General features: G+C 66.7%; 22 protein-coding genes. 11 read left to right on the plus strand and 11 right to left on the minus strand.

The genetic code is table 11. The annotated features are described in order from the left end of the window. Positions 1–2: 2 nt before the first annotated feature. The 3 genes from dnaJ to ACQP2D_RS34080 all read right to left on the minus strand — a co-directional run bounded on the left by dnaJ (position 3) and on the right by ACQP2D_RS34080 (position 3,551). Positions 3–1,154 (minus strand): molecular chaperone DnaJ, encoded by a 1,152-nt coding sequence (dnaJ, locus tag ACQP2D_RS34070; RefSeq protein ID WP_433680032.1) that lies wholly within the window; start codon positions 1,152–1,154, stop codon positions 3–5. A gap of 140 nt (positions 1,155–1,294) precedes the next feature. Then, positions 1,295–2,326 carry a heat-inducible transcriptional repressor HrcA gene (hrcA, locus tag ACQP2D_RS34075; protein WP_433680033.1) on the minus strand — a complete coding sequence of 344 codons (1,032 nt, stop codon included), beginning with the start codon at positions 2,324–2,326 and terminating at the stop codon, positions 1,295–1,297. Between the two features lie 421 nt (positions 2,327–2,747). Continuing rightward, the gene (locus ACQP2D_RS34080) at positions 2,748–3,551 is read right to left on the minus strand and encodes an alpha/beta fold hydrolase (protein WP_433680034.1); all 804 of its coding nucleotides are present in this window, start codon (positions 3,549–3,551) and stop codon (positions 2,748–2,750) included. A 126-nt stretch (positions 3,552–3,677) separates the two neighbouring features. Between ACQP2D_RS34080 and ACQP2D_RS34085 the strand changes: the two genes are divergently transcribed. Next, on the plus strand, positions 3,678–3,992 hold the full coding sequence (locus ACQP2D_RS34085; protein WP_433680035.1) for a helix-turn-helix transcriptional regulator: 315 nt from the start codon (positions 3,678–3,680) through the stop codon (positions 3,990–3,992). Here ACQP2D_RS34085 and ACQP2D_RS34090 read toward each other — a convergent pair. From ACQP2D_RS34090 to ACQP2D_RS34100, 3 genes are all read right to left on the minus strand, one after another. Further along, on the minus strand, positions 3,989–4,207 hold the full coding sequence (locus ACQP2D_RS34090) for a hypothetical protein (protein WP_433680036.1): 219 nt from the start codon (positions 4,205–4,207) through the stop codon (positions 3,989–3,991). The genes ACQP2D_RS34085 and ACQP2D_RS34090 overlap by 4 nt on opposite strands. A gap of 260 nt (positions 4,208–4,467) precedes the next feature. Then, positions 4,468–5,673 (minus strand): radical SAM family heme chaperone HemW, encoded by a 1,206-nt coding sequence (hemW, locus tag ACQP2D_RS34095; RefSeq protein ID WP_433680037.1) that lies wholly within the window; start codon positions 5,671–5,673, stop codon positions 4,468–4,470. A 100-nt stretch (positions 5,674–5,773) separates the two neighbouring features. Next, entirely contained in the window at positions 5,774–6,172 is a 399-nt protein-coding gene (locus tag ACQP2D_RS34100) for an SgcJ/EcaC family oxidoreductase (RefSeq protein WP_433680038.1), read from the minus strand. A gap of 212 nt (positions 6,173–6,384) precedes the next feature. Between ACQP2D_RS34100 and ACQP2D_RS34105 the strand changes: the two genes are divergently transcribed. The 6 genes from ACQP2D_RS34105 (at position 6,385) to ACQP2D_RS34130 (ending at position 12,257) form a co-directional block, all read left to right on the plus strand. Beyond that, positions 6,385–6,477, plus strand: a complete 93-nt coding sequence (locus ACQP2D_RS34105) for an Ms4527A family Cys-rich leader peptide (RefSeq protein ID WP_354952854.1) — start codon at positions 6,385–6,387, stop codon at positions 6,475–6,477. Between the two features lie 137 nt (positions 6,478–6,614). Further along, positions 6,615–8,414, plus strand: coding sequence for a nitrite/sulfite reductase (locus ACQP2D_RS34110; RefSeq protein ID WP_433680039.1), 1,800 nt, complete (start codon positions 6,615–6,617; stop codon positions 8,412–8,414). Then, positions 8,378–9,163 (plus strand): phosphoadenylyl-sulfate reductase, encoded by a 786-nt coding sequence (locus ACQP2D_RS34115; protein WP_433680040.1) that lies wholly within the window; start codon positions 8,378–8,380, stop codon positions 9,161–9,163. Before ACQP2D_RS34110 ends, ACQP2D_RS34115 begins: the two co-directional genes overlap by 37 nt. Next, positions 9,160–10,089 carry a sulfate adenylyltransferase subunit CysD gene (gene cysD, locus ACQP2D_RS34120; protein ID WP_433680041.1) on the plus strand — a complete coding sequence of 310 codons (930 nt, stop codon included), beginning with the start codon at positions 9,160–9,162 and terminating at the stop codon, positions 10,087–10,089. Before ACQP2D_RS34115 ends, cysD begins: the two co-directional genes overlap by 4 nt. A gap of 1 nt (position 10,090) precedes the next feature. Then, positions 10,091–11,380: a sulfate adenylyltransferase subunit 1 gene (locus ACQP2D_RS34125; RefSeq protein WP_433680042.1), complete on the plus strand. Its 1,290-nt coding sequence runs from the start codon at positions 10,091–10,093 to the stop codon at positions 11,378–11,380. Between the two features lie 55 nt (positions 11,381–11,435). Continuing rightward, a complete protein-coding gene (locus ACQP2D_RS34130; RefSeq protein WP_433680043.1) occupies positions 11,436–12,257 on the plus strand; it encodes a sirohydrochlorin chelatase in 822 nt (273 codons plus the stop codon). Positions 12,258–12,370: 113 nt separating this feature from the next. Here ACQP2D_RS34130 and ACQP2D_RS34135 read toward each other — a convergent pair whose 3' ends face one another. Together ACQP2D_RS34135 and ACQP2D_RS34140 are read right to left on the minus strand one after the other, a co-directional pair. Beyond that, positions 12,371–12,682 carry a hypothetical protein gene (locus tag ACQP2D_RS34135; protein WP_433680044.1) on the minus strand — a complete coding sequence of 104 codons (312 nt, stop codon included), beginning with the start codon at positions 12,680–12,682 and terminating at the stop codon, positions 12,371–12,373. A 25-nt stretch (positions 12,683–12,707) separates the two neighbouring features. Beyond that, on the minus strand, positions 12,708–13,112 hold the full coding sequence (locus ACQP2D_RS34140) for a hypothetical protein (RefSeq protein ID WP_433680045.1): 405 nt from the start codon (positions 13,110–13,112) through the stop codon (positions 12,708–12,710). 218 nt (positions 13,113–13,330) lie between these two features. Between ACQP2D_RS34140 and ACQP2D_RS34145 the strand changes: the two genes are divergently transcribed. After that, complete coding sequence (locus ACQP2D_RS34145; protein ID WP_433680046.1) at positions 13,331–14,020, plus strand: cupin domain-containing protein; 690 nt, start codon at positions 13,331–13,333, stop codon at positions 14,018–14,020. Next, complete coding sequence (locus ACQP2D_RS34150) at positions 13,966–14,280, plus strand: helix-turn-helix transcriptional regulator (RefSeq protein WP_433680047.1); 315 nt, start codon at positions 13,966–13,968, stop codon at positions 14,278–14,280. The genes ACQP2D_RS34145 and ACQP2D_RS34150 overlap by 55 nt, the downstream gene beginning before the upstream one ends. A 51-nt stretch (positions 14,281–14,331) precedes the next feature. Here ACQP2D_RS34150 and ACQP2D_RS34155 read toward each other — a convergent pair whose 3' ends face one another. Next, complete coding sequence (locus ACQP2D_RS34155; protein WP_433680048.1) at positions 14,332–14,943, minus strand: TetR/AcrR family transcriptional regulator; 612 nt, start codon at positions 14,941–14,943, stop codon at positions 14,332–14,334. A 107-nt stretch (positions 14,944–15,050) separates the two neighbouring features. Between ACQP2D_RS34155 and ACQP2D_RS34160 the strand changes: the two genes are divergently transcribed. Beyond that, on the plus strand, positions 15,051–16,475 hold the full coding sequence (locus tag ACQP2D_RS34160) for an MFS transporter (RefSeq protein ID WP_433680049.1): 1,425 nt from the start codon (positions 15,051–15,053) through the stop codon (positions 16,473–16,475). Between the two features lie 8 nt (positions 16,476–16,483). Further along, on the plus strand, positions 16,484–17,176 hold the full coding sequence (locus tag ACQP2D_RS34165) for an SGNH/GDSL hydrolase family protein (RefSeq protein WP_433680050.1): 693 nt from the start codon (positions 16,484–16,486) through the stop codon (positions 17,174–17,176). Positions 17,177–17,265: 89 nt separating this feature from the next. Here the strand turns inward: ACQP2D_RS34165 and ACQP2D_RS34170 are convergent, their stop codons facing one another. Together ACQP2D_RS34170 and ACQP2D_RS34175 are read right to left on the minus strand one after the other, a co-directional pair. Next, positions 17,266–17,706, minus strand: coding sequence for a hypothetical protein (locus ACQP2D_RS34170; RefSeq protein ID WP_433680051.1), 441 nt, complete (start codon positions 17,704–17,706; stop codon positions 17,266–17,268). Between the two features lie 179 nt (positions 17,707–17,885). Beyond that, positions 17,886–18,827, minus strand: a complete 942-nt coding sequence (locus ACQP2D_RS34175; RefSeq protein ID WP_433680052.1) for a helix-turn-helix transcriptional regulator — start codon at positions 18,825–18,827, stop codon at positions 17,886–17,888. Positions 18,828–18,874: the final 47 nt, after the last annotated feature.

The raw sequence follows: 18,874 nt of genomic DNA on the forward strand, positions 1-18,874 counted from the left end.
GGCTATCGCCCGCTGAACGACGCCCGCAGCCGGGCGAACAGGCCGCTGTTGTGCTCGGACTGCGCCGACATCACCTCGGCGCGCTCACCGGTGCGCATGCCCTTGTACTTGCGCAGCAGGTCGCTCGACTTGGCGTCGAGCTTGGTCGGCACCACGATGTCCAGATGCGCGAGCAGATCACCGCGCGCACCCGAGCGCAGCCGCGGCATACCGTGGCCGCGCAGTACCGAGATCTCCCCCGGCTGGGTGCCCGGCGGGATGGTCAGCTCGGTCGGGCCGTCCAGGATGGTGTCGACGACGACGGTGGTGCCGAGTGCGGCATCGACCATCGGCACCCGAATGGTGCAGTGCAGATCGTCGCCGTCGCGGACGAAGACATCGTGCGGCTGCTCGACGATCTCCACGTACAGATCACCCGCATGCCCGCCGCCGGGACCGACCTCACCCTGCGCGGCCAACCGCACCCGCATGCCATTGGCGACACCCGCCGGAATCGGCGCGGCGATCTCGCGGCGCGCCCGCACCCGGCCATCACCGCCGCATTTGTGGCACGGGTCGGGGATGGTCTCGCCGGCACCACGACAGGTCGGACACGGACGCGAGGTCAGCACCTGACCGAGGAAGGAACGCTGCACGGACTGGACTTCACCGGCGCCCCCACAGGTTTCACAGCGCACCGGCTTGGACTTGCCATTGGTGCCGGCGCCGTGGCAGATATCACACAGGATGGCGGTGTCGACGGTCAGATGCTTGGTGACACCGACCGCGCATTCGGCCAGGCTGAGCCGGGTCCGCAGCAGCGAATCCGCACCGGGCTGCACCCGGCCGCGCGCCTTGCGCGTCCCACCGGATCCGCCCATACCGCCGAAGAACGCCTCGAAGACATCGCCGAGCCCGCCGAATCCGGCACCCGAGAAGCCCGCGCCGCCGCCACCGGACTCCAGCGGGTCACCGCCCATATCGACGATGCGCCGCTTCTCCGGGTCCGACAGCACCTCATAGGCGGTCGACACTTCCTTGAACTTGGCCTGCGCCGCCTCGTCGGGGTTGACGTCGGGGTGGAGTTCCCGCGCCAGCTTGCGGTAGGCGCGCTTGATCTCCTGGTCGGTCGCGTTCTTCGCGACGCCGAGCAGTCCGTAGTAGTCCCGTGCCACTTGAGTTCTCTAGTCCTTGGTTTGCAACAGCATTAGTCGGATGCACTCAACTTTATCCGCCGAAAGGTCGAGGGTAACAGCGACACCGGCTGACCGTTTCGAGCGACCTGCAAGCAATCGCTACGGCCGGGCGCCGCCCCTCAGCGCTCCGCGAGCACCTCACCGATATAACGGGCAACGGCGGCGACCGATGCGATGGTCCCCGGATAGTCCATCCGGGTCGGGCCGAGCACACCCATGCCGCCGAGAACCGCACCCGCCGCACCATAGCCGGTCGACACCACCGAGGTCCCGCGCATCTGCTCGACCTGGGTCTCCTCGCCGATGCGCACCGTGACGGTGCCGGGATGCTGGGCGGCCGCGAGCAGCTTCAGCACGATCACCTGCTCCTCCAGCGCCTCGAGCACATCCCGCAGCGAACCGGGGAAGACGAAGTCGGCGGCATTGCGAGTCAGGTTGGCGGTGCCGCCGAGGACCAGACGCTCTTCCGGATGCTCGACCAGGGTCTCGACGAGTACGGTCGAAACGCGCACCAGCACGTCCTTGAGTCGCACCGGAGCCCGCTCGGGTAGTTCGGAGACGGCCGCCGAGGCCTCGGATAGTCGCTTGCCGTCCATCGCACCGCCGAGCATGCCACGCAGCGCGGCGAGATCTTGGTCATCGACGAGCGCGCCGAGTTCGACGAGACGCTGGTCGACGCGACCGGTATCGGTGATCACCACCAGCAGCAGCCGCGCCGGATTCAGCGCGACCACCTCGATGTGGCGGACCGTCGAGGCCGAAACGGTCGGATACTGCACGACCGCGACCTGCCGGGTGAGCTGGGCCAGCAGGCGCACACCGCGGCGCAGCACATCGTCCAGATCGACACCGGACTCCAGGAATTCCATGATCGCCCGGCGTTCGGCGGGCGAGAGCGGCTTCACCTCGGAGATGCGGTCGACGAACTGCCGATAGCCCTTATCCGTGGGAATGCGGCCGGAGCTGGTGTGCGGCTGGGTGATATAGCCCTCTGCCTCCAACACCGCCATATCGTTGCGGACCGTCGCGCTGGACACCCCGAGGTTGTGCCGCTCTACCAGCGTCTTCGACCCGATCGGTTCCTTGGTCGCGACATAGTCCGCGACGATCGCCCGCAGGACCTCGAAGCGCCGATCCTCGGTACTCGACATGGCCCCACCTCCTCGCTCGTCCTCGGGTACGTCTGTTTATCCAGTCTAATTGCCAGCCCGACAATTGCCGTTCCCACGGCCGCAAACCACCGGGTCCCCTGTGATCCAGGTCCCACCCGCTACCGCGGCGCGCCGCGAACTCCGCAGGGCCAGTTCGAAACCTGCCGCAGCGCATCGAGACCTGTTGCCGGATCGACCGATCCCCGTCAAGGTCCGAGGCTCCGGAATCCGGCGACGCCTCGGCCCGCGTAGTCGCGTTCCTGGACCGACACTGCGGCCGCAGTACTGGACGAGCTTCGCCGCGGGTATTCACGCCCGCAGCGAAGCTCGTCCGATATCGCAGGCCGTCGACCGAGACCACACGAAACGTGCTGGTGCGTCCATTGGGAGCTGTCGACCGGACCACTCGAGAGGCCAGTGGTCACCGACCGGCGGCGGACTCCACCACGGCGGCTACCTCGGCGGGGTGGGAGACCAGGGAGGCGTGGGACGAGGCGATTTCGGAGGTGGTCGCGCCCATTCGGTTTGCCATGAAGCGTTGGGCGGCAGGAGGAATCACGTGGTCGTTGGCCGAGACGAGATAGCGACTCGGGATCGAAGACCATGCGGGTGCGCCGGAGGGTTCGATATTGGCGGCGACGGCGAGGGAGCGTTGGTGGGCGATCAGATCGGCCGCGACGTCGGGGCCTACGTCTTGGGCGAAGACTTCGTTGAAGTGGTCGGGTGCGATGTAGCTGTCGAGATTCCTGCCCGCCAAGCCGTTTGGATCGTCAACGACGCTGAACTGCAGTACCGGCGGCAGCAGCTGGCTGCCGGGGAAGCGGATCGGGTCGAGTTCGAGCAGCCCGATTTCACCCTGCACCGGGGCGAAGGCCGCGATATAGACCAGCGCTTGGACTTTCGGGTCGTGCACATTGCTGATGACGAAGCCGCCGTATGAATGCCCGACCAGCACAACGGGTCCCGAGATCGTGTCCAGGGCCCGCTGTACGGCTGCGGCATCGTTCGCGGGACCGCGCAGCGGATTGTCGGGAACAACCACCTGATAGCCGTGGTCGCGCAGCACCGCGGCGACGCCGTTCCAGCTCGTGGTGTCGGCGAAGGCGCCGTGCACCAGCACGATCGTCGGCAGGGGCGCGGCGCTCGCGGGAGCAGCCGCCAGGACGGGCGTAAAAGCGAGGATCAGCGCCGCGATAGCGGCGCGGAAGCTACGGGTGATCTTCATTCGGAGTCCTACCCTTTCGCTGATGAGTCGTTCTTCGCCGGGAAATCCAGGGCGGCATCGTGAACCGGCCGTATCAGCGGTCGGGACACGAGACCTCTGCGGGACAGGTGGAACCAACCTGCGTCGATGACTGTTTCGAAGCCTAGAAGCGACCGCGCCAACAGTCCCGACTTTGCACGATTCTCGACCGACGGTGCACGGCTGCTATCGGCGAGTGAAACCGCCGAACGCCGAATACCGCCGCGAGCACTGGATCATCAGCCGGTGACTGGACCGGGTGCGCGCCGAACTGGTCCGCCCGGACAGCAGACATCGCTTCCACGCAATGATCGCGCGCTGCTGGACCTGCGCGACCCATCGCATTTCGCCCGCCGATTCCGCGCGGCATACGGCATATCGCCGCACGAATGGCGGCCGGCTACCGCACTCGCGGGAGGTTAGAGCGGAGCCTGTGCTGTCTTGGCCATCTTGCCCGCCATCGCGTCCAGACCGAGCATGGCCAATAAGGCCACACAGTCTGCCGCATTCTCGGCGTGGCTGGCGACGGTCCGCGCGGCAATCGCACTCTGACGTGCGTTTTCCGCCTTTTCGGCGGCCCGCGACTCGGCGAATTCACCTTGTTCGGAGATCAGCGTGATGTGTCGTGCCGGTGGCATAAGACTCCTTGGGTTGCTGCGCAGCCTACGCGCCTTTACCGATCTGTGATAGTACAATCGACATCATTCGGTGGGCCTACCGCAGACATTCGGAGAACTCACAAAGCCCGGATGCCCCGCAAGCGGACGCACCACCGAAAACGGGACCTCGTCGACCGCACGCACTGTCGGATCGCCGCCATCCGCTGTCCTGTGCCCACCGCTGATGCGAGAAGAATCCGGCAACGGCTAGCAAGCGGTAGTGGCACACGGGAATGCGGTCAGGTCAGGAGGTCGCGGACGACGCCGTCGGCGAGTAGGCGGCCGCGGTCGGTGAGGATCAGTCGGTCCGACGAGCGAATTGCCAGGCCGTCGGCGATGATTCGGTCGACGGCGGCGGATTCGGCTGGGACCAGTTCGTTCAGCGGTAGACCGGTGCGCAGGCGGACGGTGAGCATGACGCGTTCGGTGTGCTGTTCGTCAGCGGTGAGGGTTTCCCAGCCTGCCGCGGGCAGTCCGCCGCGAGCGACCGTATCGGCATAGCGCGCTGGGTGTTTGACGTTCCACCAGCGGACACCACCGACGTGACTGTGTGCGCCGGGGCCAGCGCCGAGCCAGTCACCGCCGTCCCAGTAGCCGAGGTTGTGGCGGCAGCGGGCGGCATCGCTTGCGGCCCAATTGGAGACCTCGTACCAGGTCAGGCCCGCCGCGCCGAGCCGGGAGTCGATGCGCTCGTACCGGGCGGCGAGCACATCGTCATCGGGGGCGGGCAGTTCACCGCGGCGGACGCGGCGCGCCATGGCGGTGCCGTCCTCGACGATGAGCGAGTACGCCGAGACGTGGTCCACGCCAGCGCTCAGCACCGCGTCCAAACTCGCGTCGAGATCGCAGTCGCGCTCACCCGGGGTGCCGTAGATCAGGTCCAAGTTCACATGGTCGAATCCGGCGGCGCGCGCTTCCCGCGCCGCGGCGACCGCCCGCCCCGGTGTGTGCGTCCGATCCAGCACCTTCAGCACATGCTCGGCGGCGGACTGCATCCCCAGCGACACCCGGGTGAACCCGGCCGCACGGATCCGCTCGAAGAATTCCGGCGAAGTCGACTCCGGGTTGGATTCGGTGGTCACCTCGGCATCGGCGGCAAGGGTGAAGTTCGCGCGCACCGAGTCCAGCACGGCGGCCAAACCATCACCGCCGAGCAGCGACGGCGTGCCACCGCCGACGAAGATCGTCGCCACCTCGGGCGTCGCGGTCGGCAGCGCCGCGAATCGCTCGGCCGCCGTCGCCAATTCACCGCGCAGCGCGTCGAGCCAGGATTGCGGTGACGCCGACGTGCCCAACTCCCCGGCGGTGTAGGTGTTGAAATCGCAATATCCGCAGCGTGTCGCGCAGAACGGCACGTGGACATAGACCCCGAACGGCCCGCCCCCGAAATCGCGCAGCACGAGGGCTGAACTCTCGGCTTCGATCGGAACAGCGGCGGAACTCACCCCTCCAGTGTGACCGCCGCTGTCGCACACCCGGTCACCAGGCACCCGCTCCGCCACGAACCCGGGCGCTAACGCAGCGGGCACATGCGATATCCGTTGGTCAGTCGGCGACCACGGTGTTCTGGTTGGCCGTCAGCAGCCAGCGCCCGTCCTCCTTCGACATGACGTACATGGGCGACCCCTGCCCGGACAGCTGCCCGTCACCGTCGAAATAGCGCTGGACCACCTTGACCGCGGCGACATCCGGGCGGATGAACAGCACATGTTCGACCTCGTAGGTCGCGGTGCCGTCGCGCATCGCACCCGGCAGCACCTGCGCGGTGAATTCGGCGATGGCCGCCCGGCCGAACAGCCGCTTGCCGCCCCCGGTGGTCCAGATCGCGTCTTCGCGGAACAGGCCGACGAATTCGTCGACGAGTTCGTTCTGCTGTGAGTGCTGAATGGTGGCGACGACCTCGCGGATGGCGTCGAGGTCGGTGGCGGTAGCTGCGGTACTCATGGCACAGAGCTTGCAACCTCGAGATAGCTCGAGGTCAATGTGCCGTGAGACGGGTCACCGACGGTGATCATGGCGAATCATGCGACGCATTCAGCCCGCTAACTATGACTGCCATCACAATCGGCACCCATGGTCCAGGGAATTTCCCTCGATTTCGCGGGAAATACGGCCTCGCGGTCGGAACGCCCATCCTGACGTGGCACAATAGGCGCATGCGCGGATCTGGAGTACGACTTGTGGCACGTCGCCACGTCGACTACAAGCGCGTATGCAGCGCCTGCTGTCTGCCCGGTTCCTCCCGGTAGCTCAGCGGCGCCCATTCCCGGATTTCCCGGTCATCTCCCGATTTCGACGGACATCGGCCCGCTGACACCGCAGGCGTGAGCCAGCCCAGCGCCACGCCCTCAGCACGGATGTACCCCCACCCAGCAGGAGCGACCCCATGACGTCGAGCACCGACGCCGGTCACACGGATCAGCCCGGTTCCGGGCCGCACGCGCGCCCGCAGCGCCCGGCCTCCGAGCGGCGCGTCCGCCCGGACCGTCCCCGCAGCGAGGCGCCGGCCGGCCCGCGTGTCCGCACCGGGAAGCCGGTGCGCCGCAAGGCCGAGGGCCAGTGGGCGCTCGGCTACCGCGAGCCGCTGAACCCGAACGAGCAGTCCAAGAAGGACGACAACCCGCTCAATGTCCGGGCCCGGATCGAGAACATCTATTCCAAACAGGGTTTCGACAGCATCGACAAGGGCGATCTGCGCGGCCGGTTCCGCTGGTGGGGTCTCTACACCCAGCGCGAACAGGGCTACGACGGCACCTGGACCGGCGACGAGAACATCGACATTCTCGAGGCCAGGTACTTCATGATGCGCATCCGCTGCGATGCGGGCGCCTTGAATGTCGCGCAGTTGAAGACCCTCGGCCAGATATCCACCGAGTTCGCTCGCGATACCGCCGACCTGTCCGACCGCGAGAACGTCCAGTACCACTGGATCGAGGTCGAGAACGTCCCCGAGATCTGGAAGCGGATCGAAGGCGTCGGCCTGAAGACCACCGAGGCGTGCGGCGACTGCCCGCGTGTGGTGCTCGGCTCGCCGCTGGCCGGTGAATCGCTGAGCGAGATCATCGACCCGACGCCCGCGATCGATGAGATCGTGCGCCGCTACATCGGCAAGAAGGAGTACTCCAACCTGCCGCGCAAATTCAAGACCGCGATCTCGGGCCAGCAGGATGTGGTGCACGAGATCAATGACGTCGCGTTCGTCGGGGTGAATCACCCGGAGCACGGTCCCGGTCTGGATCTGTGGGTCGGCGGCGGTCTGTCGACGAATCCGATGCTGGCCCAACGCGTCGGCGTGTGGGTGCCGCTGGACGAGGTGCCGGATGTGTGGGAGGCCGTCGTCTCGCTGTTCCGCGATTACGGCTACCGTCGCCTGCGCACCAAGGCGCGGCTGAAGTTCCTGATCAAGGACTGGGGCATCGAGAAGTTCCGTCAGGTGCTCGAGGACGAGTTCCTGAAGCGCAAGCTGATCGACGGTCCGGCGCCGGAGCAGCCGAAGAAGCCGATCGATCACGTCGGCGTGCAGAAGCTGCGCAACGGGCTCAACGCGGTCGGCTTCTCCCCCATCGCGGGCCGCGTATCGGGCACCGTGCTGACCAAGGTCGCCGAGGCGGCGGAGAAGTACGGCTCGGACCGGATCCGGTTCACCCCATATCAGAAGCTGATCATTCTCGATATCGCCGACGACAAGGTCGACACGCTCATCGACGAGCTGGAACCCCTTGGCCTACAGGCACGTCCGTCGCTGTGGCGCCGGAACCTGATGGCCTGCTCGGGCATCGAATTCTGCAAGCTCTCCTTCGCCGAGACCCGCAAGCGGTCCCAGGCGCTGGTGCCGGAGCTGGAGGAGCGGCTCGCCGATCTCAATGCGCAGCTGGATGTTCCGGTGACCATCAATATCAATGGCTGCCCGAACTCCTGCGCCCGTGCGCAGATCGCCGATATCGGTTTCAAGGGCCAGCTGATCGATGACGGCGCCGGGAATCACGTCGAGGGTTTTCAGGTTCATCTCGGTGGCAGCCTCGGCTTCGACAGCGCCTTCGGTCGCAAACTGCGTCAGCACAAGGTGACCACCGACGAACTCGGTGACTACATCGAGCGGGTGGTGCGCAACTTCATCAAGCACCGCGAGGACGGCGAACGGTTCGCTCAATGGGCTGTTCGCGCCGACGAGGCCGACCTCAGGTGAACGGGAGACCAAGCGTGACAACAGATCAAGTAACGGCGGACCTGCCCGCGAAGCTGTCCGAAGACGAGTTGCGGGCGATCGCCGAAAAAGGCGCGGCCGAACTCGGGTCCGATGCTTCGGCAGCGGAGCTGCTGCGATGGACCGAGGACACCTTCGGCACCGGCTACATCGTCGCCTCGAATATGCAGGATGGCGTGCTGGTCCACCTTGCCGCCCAGGTGCATTCGGGTGTGGACGTGCTGTTCCTGGACACCGGCTACCACTTCGCCGAGACCATCGGCACCCGCGATGCGGTGGAGGCCGTATACGGCGTGAATGTGATCAATGTGCGGCCGGAAAACACAGTGGCCGAACAGGATCAGCTGCTCGGCAAGGATTTGTTCGCGCGTGATGCCGGTGAATGCTGCCGGTTGCGCAAGGTTGTGCCGCTGAAGCGCTCGCTCGTCGGTTACAACGCCTGGGTCACCGGCATCCGTCGCGTGGAGGCCCCGACCCGGGCCAACGCCCCGCTCATCTCGTTCGACGAGGCGTTCGGACTGGTGAAGATCAACCCGATCGCCGCCTGGTCCGACGACGAGATGCAGGCCTATATCGAACAGCACGGCATCCTCGTCAATCCCCTGGTGGAGGAGGGATATCCGTCCATCGGCTGCGCTCCGTGCACACGGAAGCCGGAGCCGGGATCCGATCCGCGAAGCGGCCGCTGGGCTGGCCTCGCCAAGACCGAATGCGGGTTACACCAGTCATGACCGAAACCATCAGTACACGTTCTCTCGGCATCACCGATTTCGACACCCTCGCGGCGCTGGAATCGGAGTCGATCCACATCTTCCGTGAGGTGGCGGGCGAATTCGAGCGGCCGGTGATCCTGTTCTCCGGCGGCAAGGATTCCACGGTGCTGCTGCATCTGGCGCTCAAGGCCTTCTGGCCCGCGCCGCTGCCGTTCGCGCTGTTGCACGTCGACACCGGGCACAATCTGCCCGAGGTGCTGGAGTTCCGCGACAAGGTGGTCGAGAAGTACGGCCTGCGACTGCATGTCGCCAAGGTCGAGGACTACCTCGCCGACGGTCGCCTGACCGAGCGCCCGGACGGTATCCGCAATCCGCTGCAGACCGTTCCGCTGCTGGACGCCATCGCCGAACACCGCTTCGACGCGGTCTTCGGCGGCGGCCGCCGCGATGAGGAGCGTTCGCGCGCCAAGGAACGAATCTTCTCGCTGCGCAACGCCTTCGGGCAGTGGGATCCGAAGCGGCAGCGGCCCGAACTGTGGAACCTGTACAACGGCAAGCACGCTCCGGGCGAGCATGTGCGGGTTTTCCCGCTGAGCAACTGGACCGAACTCGATATCTGGCGCTACATCGCCCGCGAGGATGTCGACCTGGCGAGCATCTACTACTCGCACGAGCGTCCGGTGTACCAGCGTGACGGCATGTGGATGACGCCCGGCGTCTGGGGCGGTCCGCGCGACGGTGAGGTGCTGGAGACCCGTTCGGTGCGCTATCGCACCGTCGGCGACGGATCCTCCACCGGCGCAATTCTTTCCGACGCGGCCGATAACGAGGCGATTCTCGCCGAGGTGGCCGCGTCCCGTTTGACCGAACGCGGCGCGACGCGCGGCGACGACCGAGTGTCGGAAGCCGCGATGGAAGACCGCAAACGAGAGGGTTATTTCTGATATGTCCGACCTATTGAGGCTGGCCACCGCCGGTTCTGTCGACGACGGTAAGTCCACCCTGGTCGGACGGCTGCTCTACGACACGAAATCCGTACTGGCCGACCAGATCGACGCCGTCACCCGCGCCTCGGTCGACAAGGGCCTTGCCACACCGGATCTTTCGCTGCTCGTCGACGGGCTGCGCGCGGAACGCGAACAGGGCATCACCATCGACGTCGCCTACCGCTACTTCGCAACGCCCAAGCGGTCCTTCGTGCTCGCGGACACCCCCGGGCATGTGCAGTACACCCGCAATACCGTCTCCGGTGCGTCCACGGCGCAGCTGGTGATCCTGCTCGTCGACGCGCGCAAGGGCGTCATCGAGCAGACCCGTCGCCATGCCGCGGTGCTCGCACTGCTCGGTGTGCCCAAGCTCGTGCTCGCGGTCAACAAGATCGACCTGGTGGACGATCCGGCGACCGTCTTCGCGCAGATCTCGGCCGAATTCAACACGCTCACCAGCACTCTCGGCTGGTCGAGCGAGGATGTGCTGGAGATTCCGGTCTCCGCGCTGCACGGCGACAATATCGCGTCGCGTTCGGAGAACACCCCGTACTACGACGGGCCGTCGCTGATCGAGCACCTGGAATCGGTGCCCGTCGATGCCGACACCTCGGGCGCGCACGCGATCGGCCTGCGCTTTCCGGTGCAGTATGTGATCCGGCCGCGCACCGCCGAATATCCGGACTACCGCGGCTACGCGGGCCAGATCGCGGCGGGCTCGGTTTCGCCCGGCGATGAGATCGTGGTGCTGCCCTCCGGAATTCGCTCCACCGTCGAGCGCGTCGATACCCCCGACGGTGAGCTCGCCGTCGCGCAGGTGGGCCGCAGCGTCACGCTGATCCTGGCCGACGATGTGGACATCTCGCGCGGTGACATCATCGCCTCGCCCACCGATGCCCCGGAGCCGATCGACTCGTTCGACGCGACCGTCTGCTGGCTCGGCGACAAGCCGCTGCGTCCCGGCGCGCGCCTGCTGCTCAAGCACGGCACGCGCACCACGCAGGCCATTGTCGGCGCGCTCGTCGAGCGGTTCGACGAGCAGAACCTGACCGCGGCACCGAATCCGGAGTCGTTGGAGCTCAACGATATCGGCCGGATCTCGGTGCGTGTCGCCGAACCCATCGCGGCCGATGACTACCGCGTCAACCGGCACACCGGCAGCTTCCTGCTCATCGACCCGGCGGGTGGCAATACGCTGGCCGCCGGTCTGGTCGGCGATGTGCTGACCGCCGTCGAGGTCGGAGCCTGAGGTGAATTCGCCCGGCGGAATCGCTTCGATTGCTCGGTTGCCGAGCGTTCGATCGATGTGGGCGGAGCTCGAACTGCTCCAGTCCGGGCCGGACCGCGGCGCCGAACGGCCCGTATTGATCGCCGTCGCGCACGGCAGTCGTGATCCGCGCTCGGCCGAGACGATGTCGGCCGTGGTCGCGGACATCGCAGCGGCCAGGCCCGCTCTCGACGTCCGCTCGGCCTTCCTCGACCTGAATGCGCCCTCAGTGGAACAGGTAGTGGATGCCGTTGCCGCACAGCGATATACACATGCGGTGGTGGCTCCGCTGCTGCTCGGCAATGCCTTCCACGCCCGGGTAGACCTGCCCGGAATGCTCGCTGCCGCCCGCGCCCGGCACCCGCAGCTGCGCCTGACGCAAGCCGATGTGCTCGGGCCGGATCCGCAGCTGATCGAGGCACTGCGGGATCGCGTGCTCGACGCGATAGTCGAGCGCGATGGCGATACCGATCGCATACCTGGTCGGCAAGCGTTCGGTCGCAATGACCGGATCGGGATCGCCGTCGCAGCGGTGGGGTCGTCGTCCGCGGCGGCAAACGCGCGCACGGCCGAGGTTGCCCGCCGACTCGCCGCTTTGACCGGATGGCGCACCGAGATCTGCTTTGCAACCACCGAACCGACTGTCACACAGGCGATTTGTCGACTGCACGCGCGCGGGGCCGATCGCGTGCTCGTCGCGCCCTGGTTCCTCGCACCCGGACTTCTGACCGACCGCCTCATCGCCGCCGCGGCCGAGCTCGTCCACGCGGACGTTATCGGGCCGCATCCGGCGCTCACCGACGTAGTGTGGGATCGCTACGATGCCGCGATCGCGAACGACCTGGCGCTGTCCGCCTGAGCACTCGCGGACGAATTCGAAACCGGTTCCGGATTCTATTGCGGGTCGCCGTTGGCCGACCGCGGGCGGCGTCGAACTGCTGACGCCGCCCGCGTTCCGGGGAGGGAGTCGGGTCACTCACCGATCACTTGGGTGATATCGCCGCAGCGGACCACCTCATCGCCCTTCGCACCGCCGTCGACGTAGAGCTCGATCTTGTCGTCGTTGCAGGGTGAGTTGCTTTGGCGGTAGATGGTGAGTTTGCGGGTTACTTCGCAGCGGTTGTGGTAGTAGACGGTGGTTGTGAAGGTTCCGGGCTCGTACGAGTAAGAGAAGCAACCGCTTTCGCCGCGTTCGGCGGAGGCGGTGGCGGCGGTCGCGACGGTGCCTCCGATCGAGGCGGCGGCAATGGCGATTCCAGCCAAGAGCCTGTTCGTTTTGCCCATGGTGGCCTTTCCAGAAATCAGTGGCTCACTGGCAGTGCACATTGAAGATCTGCCACTTGTCGTCGCCGATGATCCCGCCCCAGTCGATGCAGCGGCCCTTCGCCGAAACATAAACCGGCCCTGCGTATTCGGTGAATTGGCCCTCGTCGATAGTCACGTCCTTCTTGCCCTCGGACAATTCCAATCCGGCCGCCATGCGCACCGCGGCACCGGGCTGGTCCCGCACTGTGACCACACAGTTCTTCTCGCCGTTATAGGTGAGGAAGATCGTGCCGCCCCGCAGATCGTGGGTATCGATCACGCTGTATCCGGCACCGCATTGATTGCCATACGTCGCCGCCGCAGCGGTACCGGGAACGAAAAACGCTGCCCCGGTGGCAATTCCGGCTGCGGCCACACCGGACGCGACAATCTTCAGTGCGTTGCTCACGCAGAACTCCTCTATTGCTGTGATCGTGAGATCACGATGCTAGGGGCGGTCGGCGGGCGCCGATTGCTGGTGAGCGCAGCAAAGTTGCCGCCGAGCGCAACGTCGTCGGTGTCCTGCACCACGTTTAGCGCGTAGCGGGGCGAGCCAACTCTATGGAGGCGCCAGACCAACCGGTATGTGGCGCGCCGATGGATCGCGACGGGCGGGAGACGATGCCGATGAAAGATGGAATCGACCTCATCGAGACCGCAGCCACCAGCACCGTCGCGCCCCACGAGCGCACCGACTACTGGAGCGAACTGATCCAGTTGTGCCACCGCCGACGCGTGGGCTACGCATTCCCTCGTCGATGCGACTTCCACGGGCGGGTGGCGCTGCGCCGCACGGACAATTACCAAATCGTCGGCTGGCACGCCGATGCCGTCACCTACTACCGCACTGCCGGACATGTGCGCGAAGACGCCGACGGGGACTATCGCCTGATGCTGCCGACGACCGGACACGTCACCATCTGGCAGGACGACCAGCACGTGCCCATGCCGCCGGGTATCGGCGCCCTGGTGACCATCGATCAACCCTTCGCATTCACCCAGGTCGACGGCACCGAGGGCCTGACCATGACCATCCCGAGAGGTGCGGTCGACCACCGCCTCAGCCGGGACGCTCCACCCGCACCGCTGGTGGACCTCACCTCGGGGCTCGGCCGAGTCGTCGCCGACCTCGCCACCGGCCTGGTCGCCGAGCGCGACACCCTCACTCCGCATCAGTTCGACGCGGTATCCGAGCGGCTGGTCGAGCTGCTGTGCATGCATATCGTCGGCGACTACCCACCGAACACAGTCATCTCACCGATGTGGAATCCCGAGTCCGCCACTACATTCGCACCCATGCCCACGATCCCGAACTGACCCCGGCCGCCGTCGCCCGCGCCCTCGGCTGGTCGCTGCGCCAAGTCCAACTCGCGCTGCAACACGGCGGCACCACACCGCGCGAACTCATCAAGGAAGAACGGCTGCGAATCGCCTACGCCCGGCTGCGAAATCCGGTAGACCGCCACTGGTCCATCGCCACCCTCGCCGCTGGACTCGGATTCGGCTCCGCCAGCTCCTTCAGCACCGCCTTCCACCGCCACTTCGGCGCCACCCCGCGCGACATCCGTCGATCCTGACCCGGCCCCGATAAGGTGCCGTAATCGGTTGCACCGCAATGCTATTGCGCCTCAGGTGAGCAGGTCTTCGACGATGGCGCGTGCGGTGGTAACACCGCGGTCATCGCCCATTTGCTGAGCAGTATTCGCGGCACCGAGCAGGGCGTCCAGTTCGAAAGCAACCGCGTCGGGGGTGCGGCCGTTGAGATGCCCCTCGTCTTGGGCGTGGCGAATCTGTCCGGCCAGGAAGGTGAGCCAGTCGGCATGGTCTTCGGCAATGACGTCGCGGACGGGGCCCGGTTTGCTGTCGAACTCGGCAATGGTGGCGACGCGGAAGCAGCCGCCGGGGAAGGTCGGGTCGGTGATGTGGTCGAACCAGCGGTCCATGAGGGCGCGCAGGCGGACCAGGCCACCCGGTTCGGCCATGGCGGGAACGATGACGCGCTCGATGAAGGCCTCGCGGGCGGACTTCACCGCCGCCACCTGTAGCGCCTCCTTGGTGCCGAACAGGGTGGCGATGCCGCTCTTGCTGATGCCGAGATCGGTGGCCAGCCTGCCGATACTCAGGCCGGTCAGCCCCTCGACGGAGGCGAGATCGGCGGCGCGTCTGGCGATCGAAGCCCGCGATCGCGCACCCTTCGCCAAGCGTTGGTCCTGCTCAGGGGTGCTCGTCGACTCGGCCATGACCACATTCTTCCATTCAACTCTTGCAAATACGAACGTACGGTCGTACGTTAATTGCACGAACGATCGTACGCTTTGTTTTGCCGCTCCTGCCGAAGGATCTCCCCATGACCGAAGTGTCCACGCGGACCGATAGTCCGCCGACCGCGAAAGCCGCCGTGCGAACGCTCGTCATCGCCTGCGGTGCCGCGTTTATCGCCTTTCTCGACCTCTCCGTGGTCAATATCGCCTTTCCCTCCATCGCGCGCGACTTCCCCGATACCGCGACGACCACGCTCACCTGGGTCGTCAGCGGATATGCCATCGCCTTCGCGGCCCTGCTCACCCCGGCGGGCCGGTTCGCCGACACCCTCGGACGGCGCAGACTGTTCCTGATCGCACTGGCCGGCTTCGCGCTGACCTCCCTGCTGTGCGGGCTCGCCCCCACGGCGGGTTGGCTCATCGCCGGTCGTCTGCTGCAAGGTGCGACGGCGGCACTGATGGTGCCGTCCGCGCTGGGGCTGGTGCTCAGCGTCACGCCGCGCGAGAAGATCGGCGCGGCCATCGGAGCCTGGTCCGCCGCAGGCGGTTTCGCCGCCGTAGTGGGTCCGGCAATCGGTGGTGCGCTGGTCGAGGCGTTCGGCTGGCGGGCGGTATTCGTGATCAATATTCCGGTGGCGATCGTGCTGATCGCACCGGGGCTGGGCATTCCGGTGCCCGATACCCGACAGCCGGGCAGTGCGCTGCCCGACCCGCTCGGGACCGTCGCCATCGCCCTCGGCCTCGGCGGTCTCGTCGCCGGTGTGACCGAGGGCCAGCGGTGGGGCTGGACCGCGCCCGGCACGCTCGCCGCACTCGGCGTCGGTGCGCTGCTGATCCTGGCGGCGCTGCTGCGTTCGGCGCGCCACCACAATCCGGCCATCGCGGTCGAACTGTGGCAGAGCAGGCCCTATGCGCTGGCCAATGCCGCCTCATTCGTCTTCGGCGCGACCATGTTCGCCTGGCTGCTCGCCGGTCCGCTGTTCCTCGATGCGATCTGGCAGTATTCGGTGCTCGGTTCGGCGGCCGCGCTGACCGTGGGGGCGGTGTCCTCGATGGTGACCGCGACCGTCGCCGGACGCATCGCGGCACCGACCACCCGGCGCTGGTTCGGCGTGCTCGGCGCGCTGATGTTCACTGGCACGACCGTGTGGATGAGCACCGGTTCCTTCGGCGCGACACCGGCGCTGTGGTCGGCCTGGGTGCCCGCCGGACTGCTCGGCGGCGGTGGCGTCGGCATCGTCGTGACGGTCCTCGGTACGGCGGCCGCGAGTTCGCTTCCGCCGCAACGCTTCGCGGCGGGTATCGGAATGAATTTGACCGCGAGGCAGGTGGGCGGCGCGCTCGGTGTCGCGGTACTTGCCGCGGTATTCGCCGCCAATGCCGACGATGCGCTGACCGCCTTCCATACGCTGTTCGCCGTCTGTGCGGGCATCGGTGCCGTGGCCGCGGTGGTGATGGCCATTCCGGCGCGCATCCCGGCTCAGCCCCTCGCCGTTCCCGCTCAAACCTAGGAGTTATCTTGACGCACAACGATATTCGTACCGAAGCCAACGATCCGATGCTGCTGTCCACTGCGGCGGCACGCGACCTGCTGGCCGATGCCCCATGGCAGCGCTATGCGGTGCTGGGGGATTCGATCGCCCAGGGCGTCGGCGACCCGAGTCCCGGCTATGACACCGTCGCGTGGGCCGATCGCGTCGCCGCCGTTCTGACGGCGACGAATCCCGAACTGGCATATCTGAATACCGGCCGCATCGGCGCGACGTCCGGGCAGGTGCTCGCCGACCAACTGCCACTCGTCCTCGAATTCGCACCGGACCTGGTGCATCTGAGCTGCGGCGGAAACGATCTGTTCGTACCGGGCGGCAGCCTCGACGAGTTGCGTGCCAATCTCGACGCGCTGTTCGCCGCACTGGCCCGCAGCGGGGCCCAGATCAGCACCTTCACCCTCGCCGATGTGTGGGAAGTGGAACGGATGGCGCCGATGCGGCCGATGCGGGAACGGATGTCGGCGCTCAATGACATCGTGCGCGAACTGGCCGCGCGCTATGACGCGATCCTGGTGGAGTTCTGGGACCACCCGCTGCGACTGCGCCCCGAGGTCATGAGCAAGGACCTCGTTCACTTCGCCATGAGCGGACATGCTGTGGTGGCCACCGAGATGGTCCGTGCCTTGGCCGAACGTCTGCCTACGCGAGAACCGGCACGCTGACAGGCACCGGGCCGCGTCCGAGCAGATGTGCTCGGTGCGCGGCCCGGTAGCGTTCGTTCGCAATCGCCGAATTCCCTAATCGACCCCGATCAAGGCAGCATCTGCGGCACCGCACCCGGATCGAAGACACCGACTAGGAGGCCGATGACTGTGCCCAACAGCGCACCGGCGATCGCACTGGCGATACCGCACGGAAGCACCATGAACATTCCGGGCAGGCAAGCGGCAGCACCGAGAACTCCCGAACCGACGGCGCCCGCGAGCGCGCCCGCGGCGGCTCCGTTGGCCAGCGGATCGTTGTTCTCCGCATCCGGGTTGGTTGCGACGTCCTTCAGCGGGATCCCCGCCGCGATCGGCTCGAGGACCGGAGCCGACTCCGAGACCAGCCGCACTACCGCGGCCGGTGCCTGTTGCGCAGGGGCGGTTCCCGGGTCGGCCGAAGCCACCCCGGCGAGTGCGACCGCCATTGCCAGCGGCAGCATTCCGGCGATCATCTTGCGGCCTGCGTTCTCGAAGGTCCGACGGACCATATGTATACCCACTCCTCCCTGATCCCGAATCACTCGAACGGCCTATGAATCGACCGGCCGATTCATCGGGAACCAGCCGATCCCAGTTCATAGCGGACTGTTCATGTGTTAGCAAGGAGGCTCGCACGGTGATCATTCGCCGTGCACGAATCGATCTGCAAGGCTCCATCCGTCGCGCGTCACCCGCCATAGCGTTCGACCAGTTCCGCCCCGAGAACGGCGAGCTCCGCCTGGACCGATCGCGGCGCGAGCACCTCGATGTCGGCGCCCCAGCCCGCCAATTGCTGGGCGATCATGCGCGGCGTCGGAGCGGTCACGCGGACCTGCACGCGACCGTCGGCGACCGGACCGTCCACCTCGCAGTGTCGGCCCTGCTGCTTGCGCAGAATCGGCAGGAGTCGTGACGCGATGAGTGCGGTGGCGGAGGTCGCGGCGCGACGTTGCTCGACCTCGCCGACCACCTCCTCCCATGCGGTCGACAGATCGAAATCCGTTGGGCGGTGGGCGATTTCATCGATGATCGCGGCACCGACGATGCGGTCGACGCGGAAGGTGCGACGACCGCGATCGGTGCCGGCGACGAGGTACCAGACGCCATCCTTATCGACCAGACCCCACGGGTCGACGATGCGCTGGCTGCGCTCCCCCGCCCGCTCGTACTCCATACGCACCCTGCGCCGTTCGACGACCGCGCGCTGCAGCAGATCGACGAGTTTCGGCCGCTGCTGATCATGCTCACCCCAGCGCGCGGGATCGATGACCACCGCATCAGCCGCGGCCGCGGCATCGGTGCGGAAGGTGTGCGGCAAGGCCCGCACCAGCTTTCGCAATGCCGACTTCACCTCGGGCACCGCACTCGCGGACGGTCCGGCCAGCAGGAACAGCGCCCGGGCCTCCGGTTCGGTCAGCCCACTGAGATCGGTGCGCGCGCCACCGACCAGCGACCAGCCACCACCTCGCCCCGGCTGCGGATAGACCGGAACACCCGCGGCCGATAGCGCCTCCAGGTCGCGGCGCGCGGTCGCGACCGAGACCTCGAGTTCGGCGGCGATCTCGGCGGCCGTCACCCGTCCCCGCGTCTGCATCAATAACAGGGTCGCCACCAATCGGTCCGCTCGCATGCGAACAATTCTGCCGAAAAAAGTGCTCATTCGTTGAGCACTTTGGA

Source organism: Nocardia sp. CA-119907, assembly GCF_050955995.1.
GTDB lineage: Bacteria > Actinomycetota > Actinomycetes > Mycobacteriales > Mycobacteriaceae > Nocardia.

Coding starts and splice junctions, on each gene's coding strand:
- ACQP2D_RS34170 (WP_433680051.1), bottom strand. CDS start 17,706: ATGGTCCGTCGGACCTTCGAGAACGCAGGCCGCAAGATGATCGCCGGA.
- ACQP2D_RS34085 (WP_433680035.1), top strand. CDS start 3,678: ATGACTGTTTCGAAGCCTAGAAGCGACCGCGCCAACAGTCCCGACTTT.
- ACQP2D_RS34090 (WP_433680036.1), bottom strand. CDS start 4,207: ATGCCACCGGCACGACACATCACGCTGATCTCCGAACAAGGTGAATTC.
- ACQP2D_RS34080 (WP_433680034.1), bottom strand. CDS start 3,551: ATGAAGATCACCCGTAGCTTCCGCGCCGCTATCGCGGCGCTGATCCTC.
- ACQP2D_RS34130 (WP_433680043.1), top strand. CDS start 11,436: ATGTGGGCGGAGCTCGAACTGCTCCAGTCCGGGCCGGACCGCGGCGCC.
- ACQP2D_RS34145 (WP_433680046.1), top strand. CDS start 13,331: ATGAAAGATGGAATCGACCTCATCGAGACCGCAGCCACCAGCACCGTC.
- ACQP2D_RS34105 (WP_354952854.1), top strand. CDS start 6,385: ATGCGCGGATCTGGAGTACGACTTGTGGCACGTCGCCACGTCGACTAC.
- ACQP2D_RS34125 (WP_433680042.1), top strand. CDS start 10,091: ATGTCCGACCTATTGAGGCTGGCCACCGCCGGTTCTGTCGACGACGGT.
- cysD (WP_433680041.1), top strand. CDS start 9,160: ATGACCGAAACCATCAGTACACGTTCTCTCGGCATCACCGATTTCGAC.
- ACQP2D_RS34175 (WP_433680052.1), bottom strand. CDS start 18,827: ATGCGAGCGGACCGATTGGTGGCGACCCTGTTATTGATGCAGACGCGG.
- ACQP2D_RS34160 (WP_433680049.1), top strand. CDS start 15,051: ATGACCGAAGTGTCCACGCGGACCGATAGTCCGCCGACCGCGAAAGCC.
- ACQP2D_RS34155 (WP_433680048.1), bottom strand. CDS start 14,943: ATGGCCGAGTCGACGAGCACCCCTGAGCAGGACCAACGCTTGGCGAAG.
- ACQP2D_RS34100 (WP_433680038.1), bottom strand. CDS start 6,172: ATGAGTACCGCAGCTACCGCCACCGACCTCGACGCCATCCGCGAGGTC.
- ACQP2D_RS34110 (WP_433680039.1), top strand. CDS start 6,615: ATGACGTCGAGCACCGACGCCGGTCACACGGATCAGCCCGGTTCCGGG.
- hrcA (WP_433680033.1), bottom strand. CDS start 2,326: ATGTCGAGTACCGAGGATCGGCGCTTCGAGGTCCTGCGGGCGATCGTC.
- ACQP2D_RS34115 (WP_433680040.1), top strand. CDS start 8,378: ATGGGCTGTTCGCGCCGACGAGGCCGACCTCAGGTGAACGGGAGACCA.
- ACQP2D_RS34135 (WP_433680044.1), bottom strand. CDS start 12,682: ATGGGCAAAACGAACAGGCTCTTGGCTGGAATCGCCATTGCCGCCGCC.